The 25485-nt window shown below is 65.0% G+C and carries 23 protein-coding genes; 13 read left to right on the top strand and 10 right to left on the bottom strand.

Annotation, left to right across the window (positions count from 1 at the left end; genetic code table 11):
* Positions 1-26: 26 nt before the first annotated feature.
* Positions 27-2042 (bottom strand): acetyl-CoA carboxylase biotin carboxylase subunit, encoded by a 2016-nt coding sequence (locus JQ631_RS07160; RefSeq protein WP_212325053.1) that lies wholly within the window; start codon positions 2040-2042, stop codon positions 27-29.
* Positions 2024-2443 carry a putative zinc-binding metallopeptidase gene (locus JQ631_RS32625; protein WP_212325051.1) on the bottom strand — a complete coding sequence of 140 codons (420 nt, stop codon included), beginning with the start codon at positions 2441-2443 and terminating at the stop codon, positions 2024-2026. Before JQ631_RS32625 ends, JQ631_RS07160 begins: the two co-directional genes overlap by 19 nt.
* A gap of 109 nt (positions 2444-2552) precedes the next feature.
* Here JQ631_RS32625 and JQ631_RS07150 point away from each other — a divergent pair, with 109 nt between their 5' ends.
* The 3 genes from JQ631_RS07150 to JQ631_RS07140 all read left to right on the top strand — a co-directional run bounded on the left by JQ631_RS07150 (position 2553) and on the right by JQ631_RS07140 (position 6986).
* A complete protein-coding gene (locus tag JQ631_RS07150) occupies positions 2553-5018 on the top strand; it encodes a PAS domain-containing hybrid sensor histidine kinase/response regulator (protein ID WP_212328522.1) in 2466 nt (821 codons plus the stop codon).
* A 198-nt stretch (positions 5019-5216) separates the two neighbouring features.
* On the top strand, positions 5217-5657 hold the full coding sequence (locus JQ631_RS07145; RefSeq protein ID WP_212325049.1) for an EamA family transporter: 441 nt from the start codon (positions 5217-5219) through the stop codon (positions 5655-5657).
* A 78-nt stretch (positions 5658-5735) separates the two neighbouring features.
* A complete protein-coding gene (locus JQ631_RS07140; RefSeq protein ID WP_212325047.1) occupies positions 5736-6986 on the top strand; it encodes an arsenic transporter in 1251 nt (416 codons plus the stop codon).
* Positions 6987-6996: 10 nt separating this feature from the next.
* On the opposite strand, the gene JQ631_RS07135 is transcribed toward JQ631_RS07140, so the two are convergent.
* Both JQ631_RS07135 and JQ631_RS07130 read right to left on the bottom strand, forming a co-directional pair.
* Complete coding sequence (locus JQ631_RS07135; protein WP_212325045.1) at positions 6997-8361, bottom strand: MFS transporter; 1365 nt, start codon at positions 8359-8361, stop codon at positions 6997-6999.
* A 41-nt stretch (positions 8362-8402) separates the two neighbouring features.
* Positions 8403-9170, bottom strand: a complete 768-nt coding sequence (locus tag JQ631_RS07130; RefSeq protein WP_212325043.1) for a GntR family transcriptional regulator — start codon at positions 9168-9170, stop codon at positions 8403-8405.
* Between the two features lie 170 nt (positions 9171-9340).
* Here JQ631_RS07130 and JQ631_RS07125 point away from each other — a divergent pair, with 170 nt between their 5' ends.
* Genes JQ631_RS07125 through JQ631_RS07115 form a run of 3 tightly spaced genes read left to right on the top strand, consistent with a single transcriptional unit; the run spans position 9341 to position 12375 of the window.
* Positions 9341-10540, top strand: a complete 1200-nt coding sequence (locus JQ631_RS07125) for a mandelate racemase/muconate lactonizing enzyme family protein (RefSeq protein ID WP_212328521.1) — start codon at positions 9341-9343, stop codon at positions 10538-10540.
* A gap of 12 nt (positions 10541-10552) precedes the next feature.
* Positions 10553-11320, top strand: a complete 768-nt coding sequence (locus JQ631_RS07120) for an SDR family oxidoreductase (RefSeq protein WP_212325041.1) — start codon at positions 10553-10555, stop codon at positions 11318-11320.
* Positions 11321-11343: 23 nt separating this feature from the next.
* On the top strand, positions 11344-12375 hold the full coding sequence (locus JQ631_RS07115; RefSeq protein WP_212325040.1) for an L-idonate 5-dehydrogenase: 1032 nt from the start codon (positions 11344-11346) through the stop codon (positions 12373-12375).
* 1 nt (position 12376) lies between these two features.
* Here the strand turns inward: JQ631_RS07115 and JQ631_RS07110 are convergent, their stop codons facing one another.
* Complete coding sequence (locus tag JQ631_RS07110) at positions 12377-13237, bottom strand: DUF3280 domain-containing protein (protein ID WP_212325039.1); 861 nt, start codon at positions 13235-13237, stop codon at positions 12377-12379.
* Between the two features lie 188 nt (positions 13238-13425).
* Here JQ631_RS07110 and JQ631_RS07105 point away from each other — a divergent pair, with 188 nt between their 5' ends.
* Together JQ631_RS07105 and JQ631_RS07100 are read left to right on the top strand one after the other, a co-directional pair.
* The gene (locus tag JQ631_RS07105) at positions 13426-14811 is read left to right on the top strand and encodes a HAMP domain-containing sensor histidine kinase (protein ID WP_212325038.1); all 1386 of its coding nucleotides are present in this window, start codon (positions 13426-13428) and stop codon (positions 14809-14811) included.
* Positions 14808-15461 carry a response regulator gene (locus tag JQ631_RS07100; RefSeq protein WP_212325037.1) on the top strand — a complete coding sequence of 218 codons (654 nt, stop codon included), beginning with the start codon at positions 14808-14810 and terminating at the stop codon, positions 15459-15461. The genes JQ631_RS07105 and JQ631_RS07100 overlap by 4 nt, the downstream gene beginning before the upstream one ends.
* A gap of 16 nt (positions 15462-15477) precedes the next feature.
* Here the strand turns inward: JQ631_RS07100 and JQ631_RS07095 are convergent, their stop codons facing one another.
* On the bottom strand, positions 15478-16461 hold the full coding sequence (locus JQ631_RS07095; protein WP_212325036.1) for a VOC family protein: 984 nt from the start codon (positions 16459-16461) through the stop codon (positions 15478-15480).
* A 148-nt stretch (positions 16462-16609) separates the two neighbouring features.
* On the opposite strand from JQ631_RS07095, the gene JQ631_RS07090 reads away from it, so the two are divergent.
* The 4 genes from JQ631_RS07090 (at position 16610) to JQ631_RS07075 (ending at position 21095) form a co-directional block, all read left to right on the top strand.
* Positions 16610-17401, top strand: a complete 792-nt coding sequence (locus JQ631_RS07090; protein WP_212325035.1) for a DNA-binding transcriptional regulator — start codon at positions 16610-16612, stop codon at positions 17399-17401.
* A gap of 72 nt (positions 17402-17473) precedes the next feature.
* A complete protein-coding gene (gene mhpA, locus JQ631_RS07085) occupies positions 17474-18970 on the top strand; it encodes a bifunctional 3-(3-hydroxy-phenyl)propionate/3-hydroxycinnamic acid hydroxylase MhpA (RefSeq protein ID WP_212325034.1) in 1497 nt (498 codons plus the stop codon).
* 24 nt (positions 18971-18994) lie between these two features.
* Positions 18995-19846: a fumarylacetoacetate hydrolase family protein gene (locus tag JQ631_RS07080; protein ID WP_212325033.1), complete on the top strand. Its 852-nt coding sequence runs from the start codon at positions 18995-18997 to the stop codon at positions 19844-19846.
* Positions 19847-19889: 43 nt separating this feature from the next.
* Complete coding sequence (locus tag JQ631_RS07075; RefSeq protein ID WP_212325032.1) at positions 19890-21095, top strand: ABC transporter substrate-binding protein; 1206 nt, start codon at positions 19890-19892, stop codon at positions 21093-21095.
* 59 nt (positions 21096-21154) lie between these two features.
* Here the strand turns inward: JQ631_RS07075 and JQ631_RS07070 are convergent, their stop codons facing one another.
* From JQ631_RS07070 to JQ631_RS07060, 3 genes are all read right to left on the bottom strand, one after another.
* Positions 21155-21997 carry a hypothetical protein gene (locus tag JQ631_RS07070; protein WP_212325030.1) on the bottom strand — a complete coding sequence of 281 codons (843 nt, stop codon included), beginning with the start codon at positions 21995-21997 and terminating at the stop codon, positions 21155-21157.
* A 204-nt stretch (positions 21998-22201) separates the two neighbouring features.
* Positions 22202-22684 (bottom strand): SRPBCC family protein, encoded by a 483-nt coding sequence (locus JQ631_RS07065; RefSeq protein ID WP_212325028.1) that lies wholly within the window; start codon positions 22682-22684, stop codon positions 22202-22204.
* Positions 22681-23091, bottom strand: coding sequence for an ArsR/SmtB family transcription factor (locus tag JQ631_RS07060; RefSeq protein WP_212325026.1), 411 nt, complete (start codon positions 23089-23091; stop codon positions 22681-22683). Before JQ631_RS07060 ends, JQ631_RS07065 begins: the two co-directional genes overlap by 4 nt.
* Before the next feature lie 285 nt (positions 23092-23376).
* On the opposite strand from JQ631_RS07060, the gene JQ631_RS07055 reads away from it, so the two are divergent.
* A complete protein-coding gene (locus tag JQ631_RS07055; RefSeq protein ID WP_212325024.1) occupies positions 23377-24450 on the top strand; it encodes a serine hydrolase in 1074 nt (357 codons plus the stop codon).
* Between the two features lie 61 nt (positions 24451-24511).
* Here JQ631_RS07055 and JQ631_RS07050 read toward each other — a convergent pair whose 3' ends face one another.
* On the bottom strand, positions 24512-25336 hold the full coding sequence (locus tag JQ631_RS07050) for an outer membrane protein (RefSeq protein WP_212325022.1): 825 nt from the start codon (positions 25334-25336) through the stop codon (positions 24512-24514).
* Between the last annotated feature and the right edge of the window lie 149 nt (positions 25337-25485).

The following is a 25485-nucleotide window of genomic DNA, read 5'->3' as shown; positions in this document are numbered from 1 at the left end:
GGCCCACCGGGGCCCCACTCACACCCTTACGCAAACTCCAGGATCAGCGCGTCCACCGCGAGCGTCGCCCCCGCGCTGGCGTGGATCTTTTTCACGGTGCCGTCCTGCTCGGCGCGCAGCACGTTCTGCATCTTCATGGCCTCGACCACGGCCAGCGTCTCGCCGGCCTTGACCTCCTGCCCTTCGTTCACCGCGATCGAGACGATGAGGCCGGGCATCGGACAGAGCAGCTTCTTGCCGGTGTCGGAGGCCGTCGTCACCGGCATCAGCTTCGCCGAAGCCGCTTCCGCTTCGGTCCAGACATAGACCGGCACCTCGACGCCCTGATGAGCAAGGCGAATTCCGTTGGCGATCGGGCGCGTCTGCACCGCGACGAAGTGGCCGTCGATGGTACCCTGCCAGACCGGATCACCCGGCTTCCACGCGGACTGCAACAGATGCGCATTGCCGGTCTTGCCCTCGGCATCGATGAAGCGGATCGCGATCGCGTCGCCTTCACGCGCGATTTCGAGGAGAATCTCCTTCCGATCGAGCCACACCGCGCGGCGGCGCTCGCGCTGCACGACGCGACCGCCCATCTGGCCGGAGATCTGGCGCTTGCGCTCGCCGAGCACGTGATCGATGGCAGCACCCACAGCAGCGATCCGCCGCGCGACCTCACCCTCGGGCACGCGCACCGCAAAGCCCTTGGGGAATTCTTCCGCGATGAAGCCGGTCGACAGATTGCCCTCGCGCCAGCGCGGATGATGCATCAGCGCTGACAGGAACGGGATGTTGTGCCTGATGCCGTCGACATAGAACGAATCCAGTGCGGTCGCCTGCGCCTCGATTGCGGCCGCGCGCGACGGCGCGTGCGTGACGAGTTTTGCGATCATCGGATCGTAGTGGATCGAGATCTCGCCGCCCTCCTGCACGCCGGTGTCGTTGCGCACGGTGATGCCGTCCTTGCTCACTTCTGCAGGCGGGCGGTATTTCACCAGCCGCCCGATCGAAGGCAGGAAATTGCGGAACGGGTCTTCGGCATAGAGGCGCGATTCCACCGCCCAGCCGGTCAGCGTGACGTCCTTCTGCGTAAGCGTGAGCTTTTCGCCCGCAGCCACGCGGATCATCTGCTCGACCAGATCGACGCCGGTGACGAGCTCGGTGACGGGATGCTCGACCTGAAGGCGCGTGTTCATCTCCAGGAAGTAGAAGCTCTTGTCCTGGCCGGCGACGAACTCGACGGTGCCGGCGGAATCGTAATTCACCGCCTTGGCCAGCGCGACCGCCTGCTCGCCCATCTTGCGGCGGGTGGCTTCGTCAAGCAGCGGCGACGGCGCCTCCTCGATGACCTTCTGGTTGCGGCGCTGGATCGAGCATTCGCGCTCGCCGAGATAGATCACGTTGCCATGCTTGTCGCCCAGTACCTGGATCTCGATGTGACGGGGATCGACGATGAATTTTTCGACGAAGACGCGGTCGTCGCCGAACGAGGCCTTGGCCTCGGCCTTGGCGAGATTGAAGCCTTCGGCAACCTCGGCCGTCGAATGCGCGATGCGCATGCCCTTGCCGCCGCCGCCGGCGGAAGCCTTGATCATCACGGGGTAACCGATCTCGTCGGCGATCTTCACGGCGTGCTTGTCGTCCTCGATGACGCCGAGATAGCCGGGCACGGTCGAGACCTTGGCTTTCGCGGCGGCCTTCTTGGATTCGATCTTGTCGCCCATCGCGGCGATCGCGCCGGGGTTCGGGCCGATGAAGACGATGCCGGCAGCTTCGAGCGCGCGCGGAAATGCCTCGCGTTCGGACAGGAAGCCGTAGCCGGGATGCACGGCTTGCGCGCCGGTCTTGCGGCAGGCTTCGACGATCTTCTCGATCACCAGATAGCTCTCGGCCGCGGCCGGCGGGCCGATCAGGACGGCCTCGTCGGCCATCTCGACATGGAGGGCGTCGCGGTCGGCCTCGGAATAGACGGCAACCGTCAGAATGCCCATCTTGCGGGCGGTCTTGATGACCCGGCAGGCGATTTCGCCGCGGTTGGCGATCAGGATGCGTTTGAACATGTTTTTCTTGAGCTTCGTCCCTTGGGCGGGACCCCTTCCGGGCCGTTGGTGGGCCGAGCGGACGGGGCCGTATCCTGTCGTGGTACAGCAAAATCGGCCGGAGGCAACGGTCTAAATCCACTCCGCTCTGGCGTACCAGCGCAAGACCGTCGCGGACCTGGCAAGCCCCCCGGGACAGCCCACGGCTTCCCGGCCTTGGTCAGGTCCAGGACCGGGCGGATAAAGCCCACGATGTGAAGATAGTGCGGCGCGGTCTCAGCGAGATCTTCCCGGGGATGCACGGTGGCGCAGGCCAAGACGGAATTCTGCTGCCAGTCCGGCGCGAGGCCTTCGGCATAGGAACGTTGCGGCGCCCCGCAGATACGCGCGCCGACCGCTCGTCGTTCCGACGTTCGGAACAAATGACCAGACCCGACGTTCGTTCATTCCCACCACCCTGCATATTCCCTTTTGAGCAATGGCTATCACGCTTTGTCTATGTGAATATCGGCCCGGCACGCGCGCTCCAGCATCACAACGGCCGACGCCTTGAACGATCCTACGTCCGAAACCACAGCCGCCGAGAGGCTGCGCCAGCACCTCGAAGAGATCGCGCGCGAACGCGACAATGCCTATCGTGCGCTCCAGGAGCGCGAGGCGGAGTTGGCGCGCATTCAGCGCATCGGCAAGGTCGGCGGGCTCGAGGTCGACTTCCGCGAAGGCTTCAAGAACCGCCGCTCGCCGGAATATCTGATGATTCACGGGCTGCCGCCCGAGGCCGCCGACGAGACGCATGAGGACTGGGTCAGCCGTATCCACCCTGACGACCGCGACGCCACGGTCAAACACTTCTTCGATGCGCTGGCCGGGACCGTCGAGGACTACACCGCCGAATACCGCATCATCCGCCCGAACGACGGGGAGACGCGCTGGATCCGCGTCGTCGCCAAGATCGAGCGCGACAGCGACGGCCGCGCCGTCCGCCTCGTCGGCGCCCATATCGACGTCACCGACCAGATGCTGGTGCGCGAAACGCTTCGCGAGAGCGAGGAACGATTTAGGCTGATTGCGGACAGCGCGCCGGTGCCGATCTGGGTGACGAAACTCGACCGCACGCGCTCCTTCGCCAACCAGGCCTATGTCGACTTCGTCGGCCTGCCCTACGAGCAGGCCATCGCCTTCGACTGGCGCAAGGTGCTGCATCCCGACGACCTGCCGCATGTCCTGCAGCAATCCGTGCAAGGCGAAGCCTCGCTGAAACCGTTCGTTCTGGAGGCACGCTACAAGGATGCATCAGGCGAATGGCGCTGGCTGCGCTCGGAATCGCAGCCGCGCTGGGACCCGACCGGCAAGCATATCGGCTTCATCGGCGTCGCCCACGACATCACCGTCGCCAAGCGGGCCGAGATCGAGCTGCGGAAGCTCAACGAGACCCTGGAAGAACGCATCGCCGAGCGCACCACAGAGCTCGAGTCCAACGAGTCCCGGCTGCGCGCGATCCTCGCCACCAGCAACCAGTATCAGGGCCTGGTCAATCTCGAGGGCGAGTTGCTTTACGCCAACAACACTGCGCTCGACGGCATCAAGGCGCGCAGCGAGGATGTGATCGGCAAGCCGTTCTGGGAAACGCCCTGGTTCACCGGCACGCACGGCATGAGCGCCGCCGTGCGCGAAGCATTCGATAGCGTGCTGAAGGGCGAGGCCGTGCGGCTGGAGATGCGGCTCCGCCTGCCGATCGGCGAGCGCGATTTCGAATTCGGCATGCGTCCGGTGCTCGACCGCCAGGGCAACATCACCGGCGCCGTGCCTGAGGCCGTCGACATCACCGAGCGCCGACGCGGCGAGGAAGCGCTGCGGCAGTCGCAGAAGATGGAGGCGATCGGCCAGCTCACCGGCGGCGTCGCGCATGACTTCAACAACCTCCTCACCATCATCCGCTCGGCGACCGACTTCCTGCGCCGGCGCGAGCTTCCGGAGGAACGCCGCCGCCGCTATGTCGATGCCATCTCCGACACGGTCGAGCGAGCCTCCAAGCTAACCGCGCAGCTTTTGGCGTTCGCACGAAGGCAGCCGCTGAAGCCGCAGATCTTCAACGTCGGCAGTCAGGTCGAAGGCGTCGCGCAGCTGGTGCGTCCGCTGGTCGGCGGCCGCATCGAGATCGTGGTCGAGATCGACGATGCCGATTGCTTCACGGTGGCCGACATCGCGCAGTTCGAGACCGCGCTGATCAACCTCGCCATCAACGCACGCGACGCCATGGAGGGCGAAGGCTGCCTCACCATTTCAGTGCGCAAGGTTCAGGGCATCCCGCACCTGCGGGCACAATCGGCGCGCGGCGGCGACTATGTCGCGATCTCGGTCGCCGATACCGGCAGCGGCATCGCACCCGAAAACATCGACGCGATCTTCGAGCCGTTCTTCACCACCAAGGAAGTCGGCAAGGGCACCGGTCTCGGCCTCAGCCAGGCCTTTGGTTTTGCAAAGCAGTCCGAGGGCGATATCGCCGTGACGAGCACGGCGGGCCAGGGCGCGACCTTTACCATCTACCTGCCGCAGGCACAGAGCCCTGCCGGCGAAAAGGAAGCCGCTTCGCTCACCAGCGAAAGCGCAACCACCGGGCGCGGCTATCGCGTGCTCGTGGTCGAGGACAATGACGATGTCGGCCGGTTCTCGACCGAGCTCTTGGAAGACCTCGGCTATGTCACCCGTCGCGCTTCGAACGCCAATGCGGCGCTCGCCATCCTCGGTGAGAACGAATTCGCGGTCGATCTCGTGTTCTCCGACGTCATCATGCCCGGCATGAACGGCGTCGAGCTCGCCGGCATCATCCGCGAGCGTTATCCGGGCCTGCCCGTCGTGCTCACCTCCGGCTACAGCAACGTGCTCGCCGAAAACGCCCATCGCGGATTTGAATTGATCCAGAAGCCGTATTCGGTGGAGTCGCTTTCGCGCATTTTGCGCAAGGCGATCACGGAGAAGCTGTCGGTGGCAAGGTAATTGTTAGCCAAGCCGGACAGTGTCGTTCCGGCGAAGGCCGGGACCCATAGCCACGAAAACGTGTTTGGCGAAGGTTGCCAATGACCATCTCGTGTCAAGCTTCTCCCTGTGGGTATGGGTCCCGGCCTTCGCCGCGACGACGGCGGAGTGTTAGGATGCACCTGCCGACATGAAATTCAACGAAGCGATACCTACCCCATGAAACCCGCCCTCTTCTCCGCCTGGCAGACCTGGGCGCTGCTCTCCGCCTGCTTTGCGGCGCTGACCGCGATCTTCGCCAAGGTCGGCGTCGAGAACATCAATCCTGACCTCGCCACCTTCATCCGCACCATCGTGGTGCTGCTGGCATTCTCGGTGCTGCTGTTCTTCACCGGCCAGTTCGCGGTGCCGTCCGCGGTGTCGTCGAAGACGTGGCTGTTCCTGGTGCTGTCGGGGCTCGCGACCGGCGCGTCATGGCTCTGTTACTTCCGCGCCCTGAAGCTCGGCCCCGCCACGCTGGTGGCGCCGATCGACAAGCTCAGCGTCGTGCTGGTTGCGCTGTTCGCCTTCGCCTTTCTCGGCGAGCGGCCGACCCCGCAAGGCTGGATCGGGATCACCATGATCGGCGCCGGCGCGGTTCTGCTGGCTGTGAAGTTCTGAGGTGTCCGCCGAAGGCGAAGACATCAGGGCCGGCTTCCGCTATCGCTGCCAAATGAACTCACGCCACAAGGATTGAACGTGCCGTCTGACGCCATCTGGGCCTGGAGCATCGTGGTCGTCGCGACTGCTTGCGTCATCATCCGCCCTTTTAGCCTGCCCGAGGCGATCTGGGCCGTACTCGGCGCCGGCGCACTGGTGCTGCTCGGCTTGCTGCCGTGGCAGGATGCGCTTTTCGGCATCGAGAAGGGTGTCGACGTCTATCTCTTCCTGATCGGCATGATGCTGATTGCCGAGCTCGCCCGGCTCGAAGGCCTGTTCGATTATCTCGCCGCGCTCGCGGTGGAATATGCCGCCGGCTCGCCGCAGCGGCTGTTCCTGCTGATCTACATCGTCGGCACGATCGTGACCGTGCTGCTCTCGAACGACGCCACCGCGATCGTGCTGACGCCGGCCGTTTATGCCGCGACGCGGGCGGCCGGCGCAAAACCACTGCCCTATCTGTTCGTCTGCGCCTTCATTGCCAATGCCGCGAGCTTCGTGCTGCCGATCTCAAACCCCGCCAATCTCGTCGTGTTCGGCGCGCGCATGCCGCAACTGACCGAATGGCTGCGCCTGTTCGCCCTGCCCTCGGCGGCCTCGATCCTGCTGACCTACATCGTGCTGCGCCTGACCCAGCACCGGGCGCTGAAGGACGAGACGATCGCGCGCAGCGTGCCACACCCAATACTTGGCCGCGGCGGCAAGCTCACGGCCGCCGGCATCGTCGCCATTGGCGTCGTGCTGGTCACGGCCTCCGCGCTGGACAAGCAGCTCGGCCTGCCGACCTTCATCTGCGGCGTGGTGACGGCCACCATCGTGCTGCTGATCAGCCGGCAATCGCCGCTACCGGTCTTGCGCGGCGTCTCCTGGAGCGTGCTGCCGCTGGTCGGCGGTCTCTTCGTGATGGTGGAGGCGCTGGTGAAGACCGGCGTGATCGGTCAGCTCAGCGCGCTCTTGCACCAGGCTGTTGAGCAATCCGTGACCAAAGCGGCCTGGAGCGTCGGCATCGCCACCGCCATCGCCGACAACATCGCCAACAATCTGCCTGTCGGCCTCGTCGCGGGCTCTGTCGCCGCCAGCGATCATCTGCCCGCGCCCGTCGTCAGCGCCATCCTGATCGGCGTCGATCTCGGGCCCAATCTGTCCGTGACGGGCTCGCTTGCCACCATCCTCTGGCTGGTCGCGTTGCGGCGGGAGAAGATCGAGGTCGGCGCCTGGCCGTTCCTCAAGCTCGGACTGCTGGTGACGCCGCCGGCCCTGATCGCGGCGTTGGCCGCCGCGATCAGGTAACGCCTGGACGTCAATCGTTCTCGTAGCCGTACACTTCCGGCAGGATGAAGATTGCAGCGAGCAATCCGATCAGCGGGAAGATCGCGACCATCAGCGTGGCGTTGGCCTGCCCGACCGCGGCGAATACCGTCGGGAACAGGAAGATCGCCAGGAACGACGGCAGCTTCACGAACATGTAGGCGAAGCCGCTGGCCGTGCCGCGGTACTTCGGCTTGGCGACCATGGTCGGGATCGTCATGCAGTTCGACGCGTCCCAATAGTGACCCCACAACATCGCCGCGGCCGCAAACGGCAGCAGGATCTTGTTGTCGGTATAGAGCGCGAAGGCAGCGACCAGGAGTGAAGCCAGCACGATCGAGAACCCCGCGATCGCGATGCCGCGATGGCCGATCTTCGGCGTCAGCAGCGGCCCGACCCAGCCGGACAGAGCGGCAAAGCAGAACAGCGCCATCGTCACCAGATTGATGCCGAGCACGCTCGACACGCCGACCATCACGAACAGCACCGGCAGATAGAACGCGAAGGTCGAGAACTCGCTGCCTTGCGCGAAGCAGGCGATCCAGCCGTAGATCGTCGCGCGCCAGCGGATCGGGTCCTGCTTGAGGTCGGCGAGGAAAGCGCGGGTGCTCACCTTCGGCACCGGCACGTCCCGATCCGGCAGCATGGAGAGGTCGTCGTTGAACATCTCGCGCGCGACCTGCTTGGCCTCGCGATAACGTCCCTTCTGCACCAGCCACACCGCCGTCTCCGGCACGTCGTGGCGCAACAGCAGGATGATCAGCGCCGGCACCGCACCGAGCCCGAGCGTCACGCGCCACAACGTCTCGTGATGGATGTCGAACAACAGGAAGATCACGATGACGCCGATGGTCAGCACCTCGCCGACGGCGAACATGAACTGCCAGCGGTTGCCCATCACCTCGCGCTCGCCCTTGGCCATGGATTCCATGATGTAGGTGTAGCCGGTCGAGATATCCGAGCCGAGCGGGATGCCGAGAAAGAACCGGATGACAACGAGCCAGAAGACGTCGGGCACGAAGGCCTGCGCCAGTGCCAGCACGATGAACATCACCATCGTCACCAGGAACATCACGCGCCGGCCGATCTTGTCGGACAGCCAGCCGCCGAGCAGCGCGCCGATCAGCGCGCCGCCTTGCGTGCCGGCTGCGGCGAGACCAAGCATCAACGGATCGGGATTGTACTGCTCCTTGATGAAGATCAGCACGAAGGCGATCGAATAGAGATCCCAGGCCTCGACCAGGATCGAGGCCATCATCAGCCAGCCGACCTTGTTGCCCTTGGGACTGTAGTTGGTGATGAGGTAGCGGACCGCGGCTTCGCTCGCGGTCGGCTGTGGCGCAGCCATCGTCGACATGTTTGGTCCTCTCTTCAAAACTTTCTTACGCCAAGTGCTTTTCAAGCACCCAGCAGCGGCTCGATGCTGCAATCGAGCAGGCGCGGATCGATCCCCGTCTCCATGCCCGTGAACATCTGGCCCATGTAGTCGATCAGGGCATCGCTCGCCTTCACCGCATCCTCGACGCGGCGGTTCGCAACTGCATGGAGAATGCCGAGATGATGGTCGATCGTTCCCGATAGATCGGCCTGTCCCGGCATGAAGCGGTGGTGGATGTAGCCGATGCGGCGATACAGCGTGTGCAGCGGCCGCAGCGTATGCACCAGGAAAGGCTCGCCCGCGGCTTCCAGCACCAGCGCGTCGATGCGGCGGTCGATGCTGTTGAACTCGTCCAGTGTCAGGGTGGCGCGGCGCTCGCGCAGCACGCGCTCGATGTGCAGCGCCTGATTGCGGTGCGAGAGACTGGCGCGATCGGCCGCGAGGCGGATCACAAAACGCTCCATGTCGCGGCGCAGGGCCAGCAGCATGCGCTCGCGCGCAAGATCGATCGGCGCGATGTGCAGGCCGTGGCGTGGACGGATGATGATGAGCGTGTCGGCGGAGAGACGGTTGACTGCGTGATGAACCGGCGTGCGCCCGAAGCCGGTGATCTGCTGCAATTCCAGCATGGTCATGAACTGGCCCGGCTTGAGCTCGCAATGAACGAGCAGCTCTTCGATCTTCTGATAGGCCAGCTCGAAGAAATTCAGACGGTTGCGACGTGAGGGCCTGCCCTCGCCGTCGTCCCCTGATCTCACCACCTCGAGCGCGCGCTTGCGCCTTGCCATGTCTCCCTCCCCGTCCGCCTGCGCTGTCGCAGGCGACGCCTTGTTTGTGGCACCCTTAAAACATGTTGTGATATATTACAAGCCGGCGTAAGACTCGCCAGCCCGCGGCGTGCTGCGGTGCGAAATGAACAAGACCGGCGCGAGGCGCCTGTGACGGGAGGACAATGGCCGTGAAGATCACGTCGATCGAAACGCTGCGCACCGAGGAATTCTCCAACGTCATCTGGGTGCGCGTCCACACCGACACGGGCGTGATCGGTCTCGGCGAAACCTTTTACGGTGCGGGCGCCGTCGAAGCGCAGATCCACGACACCTTTGCTGGACGCCTGCTCGGCCGTAATCCCCTGCGCATCGAGGCGATCCATCGCGACATGCTGAACCTGCCGATGGCGCAGTCCTCGACCGGCGTCGAATACCGCGCGGCTTCGGCGATCGACATCGCGCTTTGGGATCTCTTCGGCAAAGTCTGCAATCAGCCGGTGCACCAGATGCTCGGCGGCCTCTGCCGCGACAAGCAGCGGATCTACAACACCTGCGCCGGCACGCAATATGTACGCTCCACCAATATCAGCCCGGTCGCGAACTGGAATCTCGGAGCCAACAAGGGTCCCTACGAAGATCTCGACGGCTTCATGAACCGCGCCGATGCGCTCGCCGAAAACCTTTTGGAAAGCGGCATCTCCGCGATGAAGATCTGGCCGTTCGATCCTGCCGCGCAGGAGAACAAGGGCCTCTATATTACGGCCGCCCAGATGAAACAGGCGATCGAGCCGTTCGAGAAGATCCGCAAAGCCGTCGGCGACAAGATGGAGATCATGGTCGAGCTGCACTCGCTGTGGAATCTGCCGACCGCGAAGCAGATCGCGCGCGCGCTCGAGCCCTACAAGCCGACCTGGTACGAAGATCCGATCCGCATGAACTCACCGCAGGCGCTCGCCGAATATGCGCGCTCGACCGACGTCTGGGTTTGCGCCAGCGAGACGCTGGGCTCGCGCTTTCCCTACAAGGACATGCTCGACCGCGACGCCATGCACGTGGTGATGGCGGATCTGTGCTGGACCGGCGGCCTCACCGAGGGCCGCAAGATCGCGGCCATGGCCGAGACCTATCACCGTCCCTTCGCCCCGCACGACTGCATCGGCCCGATCGGCTTCATCGCCGCCATCCACATGTCCTTCAGCCAGCCCAACACGCTGATCCAGGAATCGGTACGCGCCTTCTACAAGGGCTGGTACAATGAGCTCGTCACCACGATGCCTGTGATCAAGGACGGCTATGTCTTCCCGATGGAAGGCCCCGGCCTTGGCGTCGACCTTCTGCCCGCCGTATTCGATCGCTCTGATCTGATCGTGCGCCGTTCCAACGTCTGAGGATTTTTTGAGATGAGCACCGCCCTCTTCGATCTTTCCGGCCGCACCGCGCTCGTGACCGGCTCCTCTCGGGGCCTCGGTCGGGCGATTGCCGAAGGCATGGCCAGGGCCGGCGCAAGGATCATCGTCAACGGCGTCGATCCCAAGCGCGTCGAGCAGGCCGTCGCCGAATTTCGTGCCGCCGGCCACCAGGCCGAGGGCGCCGCGTTCAACGTCACCGACGAGCCCGCGATCGTTGCGGCTTTCAACGATTTCGACAGAAAGGGAATTGCGGTCGACATCGTCGTCAACAATGCCGGCATCCAGCACCGCAAGCCGCTGGTGGAGTTCACCACCGACGAATGGCGCAAGGTGATCGAGACCAACCTCACCAGCGCCTTCGTGATCGGCCGCGAGGCCGCCAAGCGCATGATCCCGCGCAAGCACGGCAAGATCATCAACATCGGCTCGCTCGGCAGCGAGTTGGCGCGCCCGACCATTGCGCCCTATACCGCCGCGAAGGGCGGCATCAAGAATTTGACCCGCTCTATGGCGGTGGAATGGGCCCAGCACGGCATCCAGGCCAATGCGATCGGCCCCGGCTACATGCTCACCGACATGAACGAGGCGTTGGTCAACAACACCGACTTCAACACCTGGCTGATGGGCCGCATCCCCTCCAAGCGCTGGGGCAAGCCCGACGAGCTGGTGGGCGCCGCGATCTTCCTCGCGTCCGATGCCTCCACTTACGTCAACGGCCAGATCATCTATGTCGATGGCGGCATGATCGCCGCGATGTAATCGCGAAAACAAGGAACGAGACCATGCGCGCCGTCGTCATTCACGCCCCGAAGGACCTGCGGATCGACAGCTACCCTGACACGGAGCCCGGCCCCGGCGAGGTCCGTGTCAAGATCGCCAATGGCGGCATCTGCGGCTCCGACCTGCACTATTACCACCATGGCGGCTTCGGCGTCGTTCGCATCCAGCAACCGATGGCGCTCGGGCATGAGATCGCGGGCGTGGTCGCAGCCGTCGGCGACGGCGTGACCAGCGTGAAATCAGGCACACGCGTGGCGGTCAACCCAAGCAAGCCCTGCGGCCAGTGCCTGCATTGCCAGGAAGGCATGCGCAACCAGTGCCTCGACATGCGCTTCCTCGGCAGCGCGATGCGCTTTCCTCACGTACAGGGCGGATTTCGCGAGTTCATCACGGTCGATGCCACGCAGGCGGTGCCGATTTCCGACAAGCTGTCGCTGGCAGAAGCTGCCGTGGCCGAACCGCTCGCGGTGTGCCTGCATGCCGGCAAGCAGGCCGGCCCCCTCCTCGGCAAGCGTGTGCTGATCACCGGTTGCGGCCCGATCGGCGCGCTGATGATTCTGGTCTCGCGCTTCGGCGGCGCGTCCGAGATCGTGGTGACCGACGTGGCTGATGCGCCACTCGGGGTCGCCAAAAAGCTCGGTGCCACGAATGCGATCAATGTCGCGACCAACGCCACCGCGCTCGATCCCTGGCGCGCCGGCAAGGGCGTGTTCGATACGCTGTTCGAAGCCTCCGGCAACCAGGCTGCACTGCGCGCCGCGCTCGACGTGCTCAGGCCGGGCGCCACGCTGGTGCAGCTCGGCCTCGGCGGCGAGATGACGCTGCCGATCAATTCCATCGTCGCCAAGGAATTGCAGCTCCGCGGCACCTTCCGCTTCGATCCCGAGTTCGAGCTGGCGGTGCGGCTGATGGGCGAAGGCCTGATCGACGTCAAGCCGCTGATCACCGCGACCATGCCGTTCGAGAACGCGGTCGCCGCGTTCGAGCTCGCCAGCGACCGCTCGCAGTCGATGAAGGTGCAGCTGACGTTCTGATCTAGTGGTTCTCGACCAGCCGTTCGCTCACAAGGCGAACGGCGCCGCGCTTCCACGAATAGTCCGCGCCCATACGCAGGCCGCTGTCGCCACGCGCCAGCACCGCGCCGGTCTTGGCATCGCGGACCTGGAAGCCGAGCGTGTATTCCGTGCGGCTGACCCGCCGCACCACACCGATCAGCGACTGGTCCGCGCCGATTCTTTGCGCGATCGCCGCTTCGCAGCCATCGCAGTCGTGCAAGGCCCGCACCTTTGCCGCCTCGCCGCCAACCTCGACGATCCGGTAGCGGCCGGATTGCCCCAGAGCCTCGCGCACGCTGGCGGTGACTTCTGCGAGGTACGACGCATCCGACGCGGCGGACGCCCCTGCGGAGGCGGCGGTCGTATCTTCGAGCTCGAAATCGAACACGGCCAGCGCGATCGGCGCGGGTGTGGCGAGCGCGGCCATGACCTCGCGGGATACGAAGATCTCGGCACGCTCCCAGGACTCGTCGTTGTCGCCGCGGAAGGTGTAGAGCTTGTCCATGACGACCTTCCTGGCGCCGACGTCGATTACCGCGACCTTGGCCCATTGCACCAGGGTGCTCGTCTTCTGGATGCCGCCGATCACCTTGAACGCCGCCCCCTCCTGCGCCGACGGTGCCAGCCGGTAGCGCGGGTCGGCGGCGATGTCGCGCCGGAGCGCGACCATGAACGCCTGGAGCCGCCGCTCGTGGGCGGCGCTCTGGTCGACAGGCTCGGCCGAGGTATCGGTGTAGCTGAAATCGTCGAGCGCGATCGTAGCCTCCGCGGCGACGGCCCGGCCATCCAGCCCGACAACGAACAGAACAAGGAAAGACAGCAACGACAGGATATGGCGCATCGCGGGCCTCGCAGGATGGAAAGGCCGCAAGCTAGGCGGGCTTTTCACGCACTGCAGCCGTGGCCGTCCCGACCAGTTCCGGGAAAATTTCACGGCGTTGCACCGCGGTAAGGGTGCCGCTTTGCGCGGCCAACGTTTCTGCCGTTTAATGCGGAGGCGACAATTCCGTTCGCGCCAGGTGCCCGCCGATGTGGAACCGCCCGAGATTCGATCTCAAGGTCCGCCTGACCTTGCGCGTGGCCGCCATATCGGCCGCCTGTTTCGCCGCGATATCGGCCTATTTCCTGATCACGGCCGATCGCACCGCTCATGCCCGCATCGACGGCATCGCCGCCATCGTCGCGAAGACGCTGGAGCTGCAACAGGGCAAGGTGCTGTGGGCAGCGAACCCGCGCTCGGACTTCCCCAACCTCGATCCCGTCTCGGCCTATGTCATGACGCCCGGCTTGTGCCTTGCCTTCCGTGGCACCAGCGGCGAAATGCTCCAGCGCTTCTGTAGCGGCGCGCCGATCCCCGAGGATCCGCCGCCGCAGATCTTCACGGCGTTCTATCACAGCCTATTCGACCCCGGCCGCGAGGCGGCGCGGCCCGTGATCCTGCGCGGAACGAAGCTCGGCGACGCAGTGGTCTCGGTCGATCCAGCCGTGCAGACGGCGGAGGCCTGGCACGAGGCCGGCCGCCTGATGCTGGCGCTCGCGATTGCACTGCCGCTGTTATGCGTGCTGGTCTACGCGGCGCTGGCCCGCGCCCTGAGCCCTACCCGCATGATCCGCGCCGGCCTCGAGCGGATCGCGGCCAACGACCTCACCACGCGGCTGCCGCCGTTCGATCTCGCCGAGCTCTCCGCAGTCCGCGACGTCTTCAATCATCTCGCTGAAAGCCTCGACACGGCGCTGGCCGAACGCGCCGAGCTGACCCGGAAACTGATCGCCCTCCAGGACGAGGAACGCCGGCATCTCGCCCGGGAGCTGCATGACGAATTCGGCCAATCGCTGGCTGCGATCCGCGCGCTCGCCTCCTCCGCCCGCCAGACCGCCGCGCAGGATTGCCCCGCCTTGCTCGGCGAGTGCGACGGCATCGCGCGAACTGCGTCAGGCATGATGGAGACCTTGCGCGGGCAGCTGTTCCGCCTGCGTCCGCCCGATGTCGAGGAGCTCGGGCTCGTCGCCAGCCTCGAGGGTCTCGTTGCCGGCTGGAACGGACGCAGCCGCGGCGAGACGCGCTTTGCGATCCGCTTCGACGGCACGTTCGAGACCCTGCCGGCCACGATCAGCGCCAATCTCTACCGTATCGTGCAGGAAGCGCTGACCAACGCCGCCAAGCACGCCGGCGCCACCAAGGTCAGCCTCGAACTGTCGATGCAAGCCGACGAGATCACGCTCGCCATCGACGATGACGGCCGCTCGACCGACCCCGCGTCGAAATCCGGCATGGGCCTGCTCGGCATGCGCGAGCGCGTTGCGGCGCTGCGCGGCCGACTGAGCTTTGAGGCCGGCGCCACCGGCGGCTCCGCGCTGCGCGTCGTCATTCCGCTCGCGTCCGCAGGTCCGCAGGCGCTGGAGCACGCGGCATGACCGCAACGATCCTGCTGGTCGACGACCATTCGGTCGTTCGCGAAGGGTATCGCTCCGTGCTCGAGAAGCAACCGGGCTTGCGCGTTGTCGCCGAAGCCGGCGACGGCGCGGAGGCCTATCGCCTGTTCAAGTCGGAGACACCCGATCTCGTCATCATGGATCTCAGCATGCCCGGCATCGGCGGCGTCGAGGCTGTCAGGCGGATCAGGCAATGGGACAAGGCCGCAAAGATCCTCGTCTTCACCATGCACGAGAATGCCGGCTTCGCCGTGCAGGCGATCCGCGCCGGCGCGAGAGGCTACGTCACCAAGACCAGCCCGCCCGAAACGCTGGTGCGCGCGGTGATGGACGTGCTCGCCGGCAAGATCGCCATCAGCCCCGACATCGACCACGAGCTGGCGCTGAGCCGGATCAGCGGCGAAAGCTCGGCCGCCGACGTGCTCACGCCGCGCGAATTCGAGGTGATGCGCCTGCTGCTCGCCGAGAACACGACGGAAGAGATCGCCGAGACGCTGCATGTCAGCCCGAAGACGGTGGCGAATTTGCACTCGCTGATCAAGGACAAGCTCGGCGTCGGCTCCGACATCGAGCTGGTCCGGTTGGCGCTGCGCCAGGGAATCTTGACGCAGCTCGATCTCGGCGATGCCTGATCGCCTGGGCCGCCGCTCATTCTCGCGCGACCACCTGATCCAGCCACGCACAGTTCAGCGCAGGCACGCGCGGATCGGGAACGCGGACTCCGCGCGCCGCTGCATCAAGCCGCATGTCGCGCAGGCGCTTGCGCTGCTCGTCCGGCATGTAGAGCCGCTCGTGGCCCCACAGCGACGGACCGTCAAAGGTCTCGTGCGGCTGCCACGTCTCGGGATCGATGATGCGTCCGCCCCAGCCGTATTCGATGAAGAAGCCGGACGGCGTGTTCACATAGAACGAGGTCATGTGATCGTTGGTGTGCCGGCCCAGCGTGTAGACGACGCGGCCATCTTCGAGCTGCGCGAGATCGTAGCCCTGCCCGACATCGTCGAGGCTGCCGAGCTCGACCATGAAATGATGCAGCGCCTTGCGCCCCGAACCGACCATCGCGAAGGAGTGGTGGCGGCCGTTGACGTGGAAGAAATAGAGTCCGTAAGGCTTCAGCCCGAAATCGGAGACGTGAAAGCCGAGCACATCGCGATAGAACGGCACCAGCGGCTCGACATCCTCGACATTGAGCACGACATGCCCCATGCCCAGTGCGCCGGTGCGAAAGCCCGAGATCGGGCGGCTCGGCTTGAAGGGCTCGCTCGCAATCTCCGGCTTGCAAAAGGCCTCCAGCCGGTTTCCGGCGGGATCGGCGAACGCGATCAGCTCGCCGACATGCCGCTCGTCAGCCAACGTGCGGGAGCCACGTGTGACCTTGACACCGTGGCTCTCCAGCCGCGCTGCAAGCTGGTCTAGCTCAACGGTCGAGGGAACTTCCCATCCCATCACTGCAAGGCCGGCATCGCTGCTGCCGTCGACGATCAGGCGCTGCTTGCGATCGTCCATGCGAAACGCGCGCATCTTGCCACCGCGATCGACCTGCTGCATGCCGAGCAGGCCGGTCGCCATCTGCCCCCATTGGTCGAGCTGCGACGAGTTGATCCCGATATAGCCGAGCGCGGTGATTTCCATTTGACGTTCTCCCGAGAGCATCGCATTCGCCGCAGTGCGGCGAACTTGATACCTGCCGCGCGCGCTCCTACGGTGGCGCCCGGTGGTCGCTTTGCGTTCGTAAGGACGATAAACGCGAGACTGGCGACCACAAGGGAGGAAATACGAAGTGTCCAAGGAGCGGACGCGGAGCGGCCAGCCGCGGCAGTCCGAGGGCGTCCGCGCCTTCAAGCGCGGGCTGGACGTGCTGCAGGAGATCAACCGCTCCGGCGGCATCCGCGCCGGCGACGTCGCCCGCGCGCTCGACTTGCCCCGCCCGACCGTCTACCGCCTGCTCGAAACGCTGGAGGAACTCGGCTATGTCGCCCGCAGCGCCAGCGACGACCGTTTTCGCGTCACCCGGCTCGCACTCAGCCTTGGCGATGGTTACGACCCCGGCGTGGTGATCTGCCAGGCGGCCGCGCCTTATCTCGCCGAGCTGAGCAAAGCCCTGGTCTGGCCTGTCGATCTCTCCACTTACGAGAACGCCGCGATGGTGGTGCAGGAGACCACGCATTCACGCAGCCCGCTCTCGATCGACCGCGGCATGATCGGCAAGCGCTTGCCGATGCTGCGGACGTCCGCGGGCCGCGCCTATCTCGCCGCCTGTCCCGCGCGCGAGCGCGATCTCATCGTCAGTCATCTGCGCCGCATCGATGAGGCCGACGACCGCCCCTTTCTCGACCAGGGCCGCCTCGACCGCATGATCGCCGAGACCGCTGCGCGGGGTTACGCGACCCGCAGCGAGGGCGAATACAATCCCAAGACGGCATCGATTGCCGTGCCGATCGTCCGCAACGGTGCCGTCTACGGCTGCATCTCCATCATCTGGATTCGCTCGGCGCTCGGGATCGAGGAAGCGATGGCGCAGTTCGTCAGCCAGCTTCAGGAGACGGCCGCGGCCATTCCAGTCGAGGTGTAGGGCCGTCCGCTGGGTGGACACTTGGCGCAGCGCCGTTGAAGCGGTGGCACCTGATGGGGAAGAGATAGCCCCATGCAAGATCAATCCGTCCCCGAAGATTTCGACGTCGTGATCGTCGGCCGCGGCCCGGTCGGCGCGACGCTTGCCAATCTGCTCGGCCTGTGCGGCGTACGGACGCTGGTGCTGGAGCGTGAGGCGCGGACCTATCATTTGCCGCGCGCTCTGCATTTCGACGACGAATGCATGCGCGTGTTCCAGACCATCGGCCTTGCCGAGGCGATCCTGCCGCACGTCATCCTCAGCCCCGGCATGCTGTTCCTCGACGCCGACGGCAAGATGCTGCTGGACTGGTCGCGGCCGCTGACGCTGACGCCAATGGGCTGGAATCTCAGCTACCGCTTCCACCAGCCCAACCTGGAAGACGTGCTGATCGGCGGCCTCGCGCGCTGGCCGCACGTCACCTTGCGCAACCGCTGCGACGTGTTCGCGCTCGATCAGGACGAGAGCGGCGTGCGCGTCCGCTACGAAGACCTCTCCAACGGCAAACTCACCGAAGTCCGCGCCGGCTATGTGATCGGTTGCGACGGCGCGCGGTCCATCGTTCGCCGCTTCATCGGTTCCGGCATGGACGATCTCGGCTTCCACGAGCGCTGGCTGGTGGTCGACGTGCTGCTCAAGCGCGCGCGCGACGATCTCGGCGACTACAGCCTCCAGCATTGCGATGTCAGGCGGCCGGCCACCTATGTGCGCGGCACCGGCACGCGACGGCGCTGGGAGATCACGATCCTCCCCGACGAGGATTCGAACGACATCGCGCAGCCGGCCAGAGTCTGGGAGCTGCTGTCGCGCTGGATCACGCCTGAGGATGCCGAACTCGAGCGCGCGGCAGTCTATACCTTTCATTCCGTCATCGCGCAGCAATGGCGGAGCCGCCGGCTGCTGCTCGCGGGCGATTCCGCGCATCAGACCCCGCCTTTCCTCGGCCAGGGCATGTGCGCCGGCATCCGTGATGCCGCCAACCTTGCCTGGAAGCTCGCGAGCGTCATCCGCGACGGCGCCGCGCCCGATCTGCTCGATACCTATCAGAGCGAGCGACAGCCGCATGTTCGAGAATTCATCGAGCTCGCCATTCGTCTCGGCGGCCTCATCAACACCAAGGCGATCGAGGCGGGTCTCGCGACCGGAGAAGCGCGCGAGAACGCGCCGGTCAAGCTCGAGGTGAAGAAGCCCCTGCTCGGCTCCGGGCTGGTGCTCGGCGACCCGACCCTCGCGGGACATCTTGCTCCGCAATTCATGCTGAAGGACGGCAGCCGGGGCGACGACCGGATCGGCTACAGCCATGTGCTGCTCGTCGAGAACGCGGTCCACCCCGCTCTCTCGCAAACGGGCATCAGTATCCTGACCAGCGACGATGCCGACGGCGTCGGACCGTGGCTGCGCGAGCACGGCCTGACCGCCGCGCTCATCCGCCCCGACCGCTACATCCGCGGCATCGCCCGTAACGATGCCGAGCTCGACCGGCTCATCGCCGTCATTGCGCCTCCCACCCACGTGCCGTCCGCGGCCTGACCGACCATCGTCCAAGGAAATCTCATGAAGCTGCTCTCTTTTATCGCCGACGGCCGCGCCTCCTTCGGGGCCGTCAAGGACAATGGCGTCGTCGATCTCGGCACGCGCATGGCGCCCTGCACCACGCTGCGGCAGTTGCTCGAAACGGGTCGCGGGGCCGAGGCGACAAGGCTGGTCGCATCCACGGCGCCCGATCATCCGCTCGACAGCATCAGCTTCGCGCCTGTGATCCCCGATCCCGGCAAGATCATCTGCGTCGGCCTCAACTACCGTGACCACGTCGCCGAGACCGGCCGCACCGTCACCGAGAAGCCGGCCCTGTTTGTCCGTTTTCCCTGCAGCCAGGTCGGCCATCTCCAGCCGATCGTGAAGCCCATGGTGAGCGACGATTTCGACTATGAGGGCGAGCTCGCTCTGGTCATCGGCAAGCAGGGCCGCCACATTCGAGCCAGCCGCGCGCTCGACCATATCGCCGGCTATGCCTGCTACAACGAGGGCAGCATCCGCGACTGGCAACGCCACACCAGCCAGTTCCTCTCCGGTAAGACGTTTGCCGAGAGCGGCAGCTTCGGTCCGTGGCTGGTGACCGCAGACGAGATCCCTGATCCGTCGAAGCTGACCCTGCAGACGCGCCTCAACGGCACCGTCGTGCAGGACACCACCACCGATCTGCTGATCACAGGCATCCCCGAACTCATCGCCTACATCTCAACGATCTGCCCGCTCGTTCCCGGCGACGTCATCGTCACGGGCACGCCGGGCGGCGTCGGCGCCAAGCGCACGCCACCCTTGTGGATGCGCCCCGGCGATACCGTCGAGGTCGAAATCTCCGGCATCGGAACGCTCCGAAACAAGGTCATCGCCGAGGCGGCCTGACCCGTCAGAGCCAACCGATCAACGAAAAGTAAGGAAACGCGCCATGCCCACCCTCCGCACGACATCTGCCATCCTGCTGGTCACGCTGGCGCTCGCTGGCTCTGCGCGCGCCGAGATCAAGGGCGACGCCATCCGCATCGGCGTCCTCACCGACATGAACGGCATTTTTGCAACCGCGATGGGCCCGGGCTCAGTCGAGGCGGCGCGGATGGCGGCGGAGGAGTTCGGCGGCAAGGTCAACGGCAAGCAGATCGAGATCCTGCAGGCCGATCACCAGAACAAGCCGGACCTCGCCGCCTCGCTCGCCCGAAAATGGTTCAGCGACGGCGTGCAGGCGATCGCGGATGGCGGCAGCTCCGGCGCGGCACTTGCGGTGCAGGAGCTGGTGCGCAGCAACGGAAAGATATTCCTGGTGTCCGGCGCCGGCGCCAACCAGCTCACCGATGACGCCTGCGCGCCCAGCAGCGTGCAGTGGACCCAGGACGCCTATTCGACCGCCACCGCAGTCGTCTCCGGCGTCATGCAGGCCAGCAAGGAGCCTTGGTTCTTCATCACCGGCGACTATGCCTTCGGCCATTCGATCGAGACGACTGCGCGGGATCGCATCACAGCGCTCGGCGGCAAGGTCGCCGGCAGCGTCAAGGCGCAGCTCGGCACGCCCGATTACTCGTCCTTCCTGCTCCAGGCGCAGTCCTCGGGCGCGAAGATCCTGGCGATCAACGTCGCCGGCGACAACGCCACCGTGATCAAGCAGGCCGAGGAATTCGGCCTCGCCGAACAGGGCATGAAGATCGTGCCGATGTCGTTCCAGAACGTCGATATCGAAGCCGTTGGCCTCAAGGCCACGCGCGGCGATCTCATCGTCACCTCGTTTTTCGAAGACGTCTCGCCGGCCGCCCGAAAATTCTCGGATGCGTTCTATGCGCGTCGCAAGGCGATGCCTTCACAGATCCAGGCCGGCGTCTATTCCGCCGTGCGTCACTACCTGCAAGCCGTGAAGGACACCGACTCCGACGACAGCGCCACCGTGATGGCCAGGATGAAGGCGACGCCGGTGTCTGATGCCTACACGCCCAACGGCCACATCCGCGAGGATCAGCGGATGGTGCACGATCTCTATCTCGTGCAGGTCAAGACGCCCGAGGAGTCGAAGGGACCGTGGGACTTCGTCAAGCTGGTCGCGACCATCCCGCCCGACCAGGCCTTCCGCCCGCTCGACCGCAGCAAGTGCAGCCTGGTCGGCAAATAACAAAGCGTTTTCAAGCGAAGTGGATACCGGTTCGCGTCAAGAAAACGCGTCAAAAAAGCTCAGGCCAGATAGCGCGTGAGATACCCTTCCATGGCGTAGAGCGCGCAGAGCGCGAGGCTCGACCAGACGGCGGCGCTGAAATACAGGAACATCCAGGTCAGCTCGCCCTTCCAATGTCCGATGTCGTGGGTCACCACCCATCGCGTCGAGACGTCGTGCAGGCCCTCGAGGAAGCCGAGGAACCTGCCGCCCTCCGCATGCCCTGCCCGCCAGCGGCCGAGATACATCGGCACGTCGACGGTGACGAGGAAGGCAAGGAAGCAGGCGATGCCGATGATGCCTGACATCAGCGCCCAGCGCACCACGCCCTGGAATTCCGGCATCAAGCGACACAGCGCGATGCCGGCGAGGAAGAAGGTCACCGCCCACAGCGAGTTCTCGATCGCGTTGAAGAGGAAGTTGGTGGTGACGACCGCGTACCAGGAGAAACACTCCGCGATGATGATAACAGGCACGATCACCAGCGCGATGTTCACCGCGGTCTCCGCGCCGGTCATCTTGCCGAGCTGATGTAGGATGATCGCCCATTGCGCGGCGAAGCAGAGCTCGGCCACGGTCGCGACCGTGCGGCCGATGAACACGCTGGAGAGCCAGGTATCGAACAGGCAGATGCGCTGCACATCGGCGCGCGGCAGCACGGAGCGGAAGGCGCAGCCGAACACATAGCCCGCGCACAACAGGAACATCAGCCCGATATCCGAGCCGCCGCCGACACTGCCGGCCACGGTCGGATAGAACTCGCGATACAGCATCAACCAGACGAAGATGTTCGCCGCACTGACAAGCGTCAGAGACCCCCACCACCACGCGAGGGGATTTGACCGGTCCTGCCACTGCAACATGAATCACTCCGCTGTAGTCATCTCGACATCCAACGGTAGTAATTCTGTCATATATCCGTCGTTCGACGCGACAAAAATCTGCGTGACGACACTGTCATAATTCGCCTGCGCGCTGTCATAATCGCGATCGCGACAGTTCTCACCGCCCGTTTCAAAGTTGATTCCGGGGGCACTCTTCGAGGCCCCCGGGATCGTGCGGGGAGCTTATTTCTTCAGCCCGCCCACATAGGCCGCGAGCTTGTCCAGCGTCTGGTACCCGTATTCGACGGCGCCGAAACCGATCATGCCGTCGCGCTGCTCGGTGCTTGCTGCAAGCTGCCGCATCATCAACACGGTCTTGCCGTTGGCCTGCTCGGCGAAGGTGATCGTGAAGCGGAACATGCCGGGATCATCGTCCTGGTCGCCGCCGTGATCCATCTCCATGAAGGACGGCCGCTCGATGCGGAGGAAGCGCATGCGATTCGGATAGACCGTGCCGTCGGGACCGGTCATGTTGAAACGCCAGACGCCGCCGACGCGCACGTCGATCTCGAAGGTCTCGATCTTGAAACCCTTCGGCCCGAACCATTGTGGCAGATGCTTCGGATCGGACCACGCCTCGAACACCAGATCACGCGGCGCGTCGATCACGCGCGACATCACGATCTCGCGGTCGATCGACCATTGCGACAGGGCAGCGTTCGTCATGACTCAGTACCTTTCCGTTTGCTAGGCTTGTTGGTTGTCTTCTCGGTCGTCTTGGACGGCTGCCTTGCGGCCGCCCTCTCCTTCTTGAGCTTCATCACATAGGCCTCGAAGCGGTCGAGCCGCGCCTCCCAGATCGCCCGCTGGTGCTGGAACCAGTCTTCCGCGCCGACGAGCGCCTCGGGACTGAGACGACATGTGCGCACCCGGCCGGATTTCTCGGACTCCACGAGCCCGCTCAGCTCGAGCACGTGGATGTGTTTCATGAAACTCGGCAGCGCCATCTCGAAGGGCCCGGCGAGCTCGCCGACCGAAGCCTCGCCGGCGCAGAGCCGCATCACGATGGCCCGCCGCGTGGGATCGGCGAGCGCTGCGAAAACCTGGTCAAGCTGGGTCAATTGGTTAGCCATGAAGCTAACTATAGGCCTGCCACGCCCCGCCGTCAATGATTGTTAGCTCTTGGGCTAACTATTTTTTGCGACCGTCGATGAGGAACCCAAACGCGCAATCGTGAATTGGGAGGCCGTCCCCGCCCCGCTAAACAGTGAATGGGGGCGCACCGCATCATCAGTCAGAAGCACGTGCCGCCTGTTGTCATCCCACCACAAATCACAAGGCGATCCCTCGCCCGCGCCGCGCTTGCTCCGCTTGCGCTTGCGCTGGCCGGGTCGCGCCGCGCTTCGGCGGATTCGGACATGATCGCGCAAATGCGCGATATCGTTGCCGCCGAGCTCGCTCCCACCGTAACGCCGGATCATCCGGGCGGCCTCGCCGTCGCGCTCCATGCCGGCAATCATGTCGAATTCTTCAGCTACGGCTTCGCCGACGACGCCACCAGGCGGCCGGTGACGCCGGACACGCTGTTCAACCTCGCCTCCTTGCGGAAGCCGTTCGAGGCCACGCTGGTGGCATCAGGCACGCTCCGCGGCGAGTTGCGGCTCGACGATCCCCTGCCGAAATATCTGCCGGCGCTGAACGGTGACTATATCCGCAAGGTCACCGTCGGCCAGCTCGCGACGCACACTTCGGGGCTGTTGCTGCCGACCGATCACCCGCCCTGGCCGAACGACTCCTACACGCAGGCGCAATTCGTCGCCATGCTCAATGCCTGGACACCGCCGGCGGGCGTCGCGCCCGGCAAGCAGCGCATCTACAGTCATGCCGGATACGTGCTGCTTCAGCTCGTGCTGGAGCGCCGCTATCGCACACCGATCTCAAGGCTGGTCGAGAGCCGTATCCTCGCGCCGCTCGGCATGCACGCCACGTCCATTCCCGAGCGTGGACCCGATGACCGCGCGATCATGGACGAGGCCACGCGACGGCGCGTTGTCCAGGGCTATTCCGACCAAGGCAGCGCGATCGGTCCGGTTGGCAACCAGCAGAGCTATTTCGACTTCCCCGGCACCGGCCAGATGTTTTCATCCGCGCGCGATCTTGCGACATTCGTCGCAGCCTGTGCCGATGGCCGCTCGATCGATCCGCATCTGCGCGAGGCGCTGCGGATGACACAGCGCGAAGCCTTCCACGTCGACCAAAAGTTCGGCCAAGCTACCTTCGGGCAAGCGATGGCCTGGGAGACCGTGCACCTGCCCGACGTCACTATCGTCGACAAGCCGGGTGGTCTCAACAACGCCTCCGGCTATATCGGCCTGGTGCCCGCACGACGGATCGGCATCGTGATGCTCGCCAATCGTGGCGACTATCCGCACGAGATCGCTCGCTACAAGATTTTGCCGGCGCTGGCCCGGCTGCTGACCGCGCACGGCTGAGCAAAACAGAAAGCTCCGGCCAGGCCGGGGCTTTCTTCGCCACATCGGAACGGGATATCGCTCAGTATCTGGCGACAACAGGTCCGCCGAACTTGTAGTTCACGCCGACACGCACGATGTTGGACGTGATGTCGAACGAGTGGTTGAAGGTCTGGGTCGGACGCGCAATTCCTGCAAAGAGATTGTTGCTGGTCATGCCGACCCGGCCGAGATCGACATAGAGATATTCGGCCTTCAGCGACCAGCCGTTGCCGACAGCGTATTCGCCGCCGACACCCGCGGTCCATCCGACCCGCGTGTCGCGGATCGCGCCGGATTCGGTCGCGGCCGCGAACGTGTCGGTGAAGTTGAAATTGCCCTTCACGTCGGCGATCGCCACACCGCCAGTGGCATAAATCAGCCAGCTGGGCGTTGCGAGGAAGCCGATGCGGCCGCGGATCGTGGCGAGCCAGTCGGCCGAGACCTGCGAGTTGATGGTGAAACTGGTCGGCGCGCAGCACGGATAAATCGCCGAGCCCGACGCACCGCCCTTGAAGCCGAAATAATTGATGTCGCCTTCGAGACCGAACACTGCGTTGCTGACCTGCCAATTGTAGCCGGCAGTGAAGCCTCCGGTCACGCTGGAGGAGTTGATGCGCTGCGCGCCGACCGCCGCAATGACAGGCACGCTCGACGTTGCGAAATACGTCAGCGGTGGGTCCAGGGTGGTGGTGGCGGCATTGGCACTGCCCCACTGCCCGCCAACGTTGCCGCCGACGTAAAAGCCGGTCCAGCTATAGGCCGTCGCCATCATCGGCGCCTTGGCGTAGTGCGCCGCGAGGTCCGCGGCCTGCACGGACGCGGTGCCCAACGCCGCGATGGCAGCCGCCAGCAAAAACCTTCTCATTGCAGTCTCCTTGCCCCACGCGATCGAAACGCGCGTCTCACATTCATCGACCGGGTGTATCCGGCACGGGCTAGGCATAGGCGGCGCATCGCTCAGCGTCTTGGGCTGCGGCGAAGTTCGCAGGGACTGTGACGTAGTGTGCGCACGTC

It is taken from the genome of Bradyrhizobium manausense, from assembly GCF_018131105.1.
In the GTDB taxonomy this organism is placed as follows: Bacteria; Pseudomonadota; Alphaproteobacteria; order Rhizobiales; family Xanthobacteraceae; genus Bradyrhizobium; species Bradyrhizobium manausense_B.
This window is presented reverse-complemented; position numbering and strand designations above follow the sequence as displayed.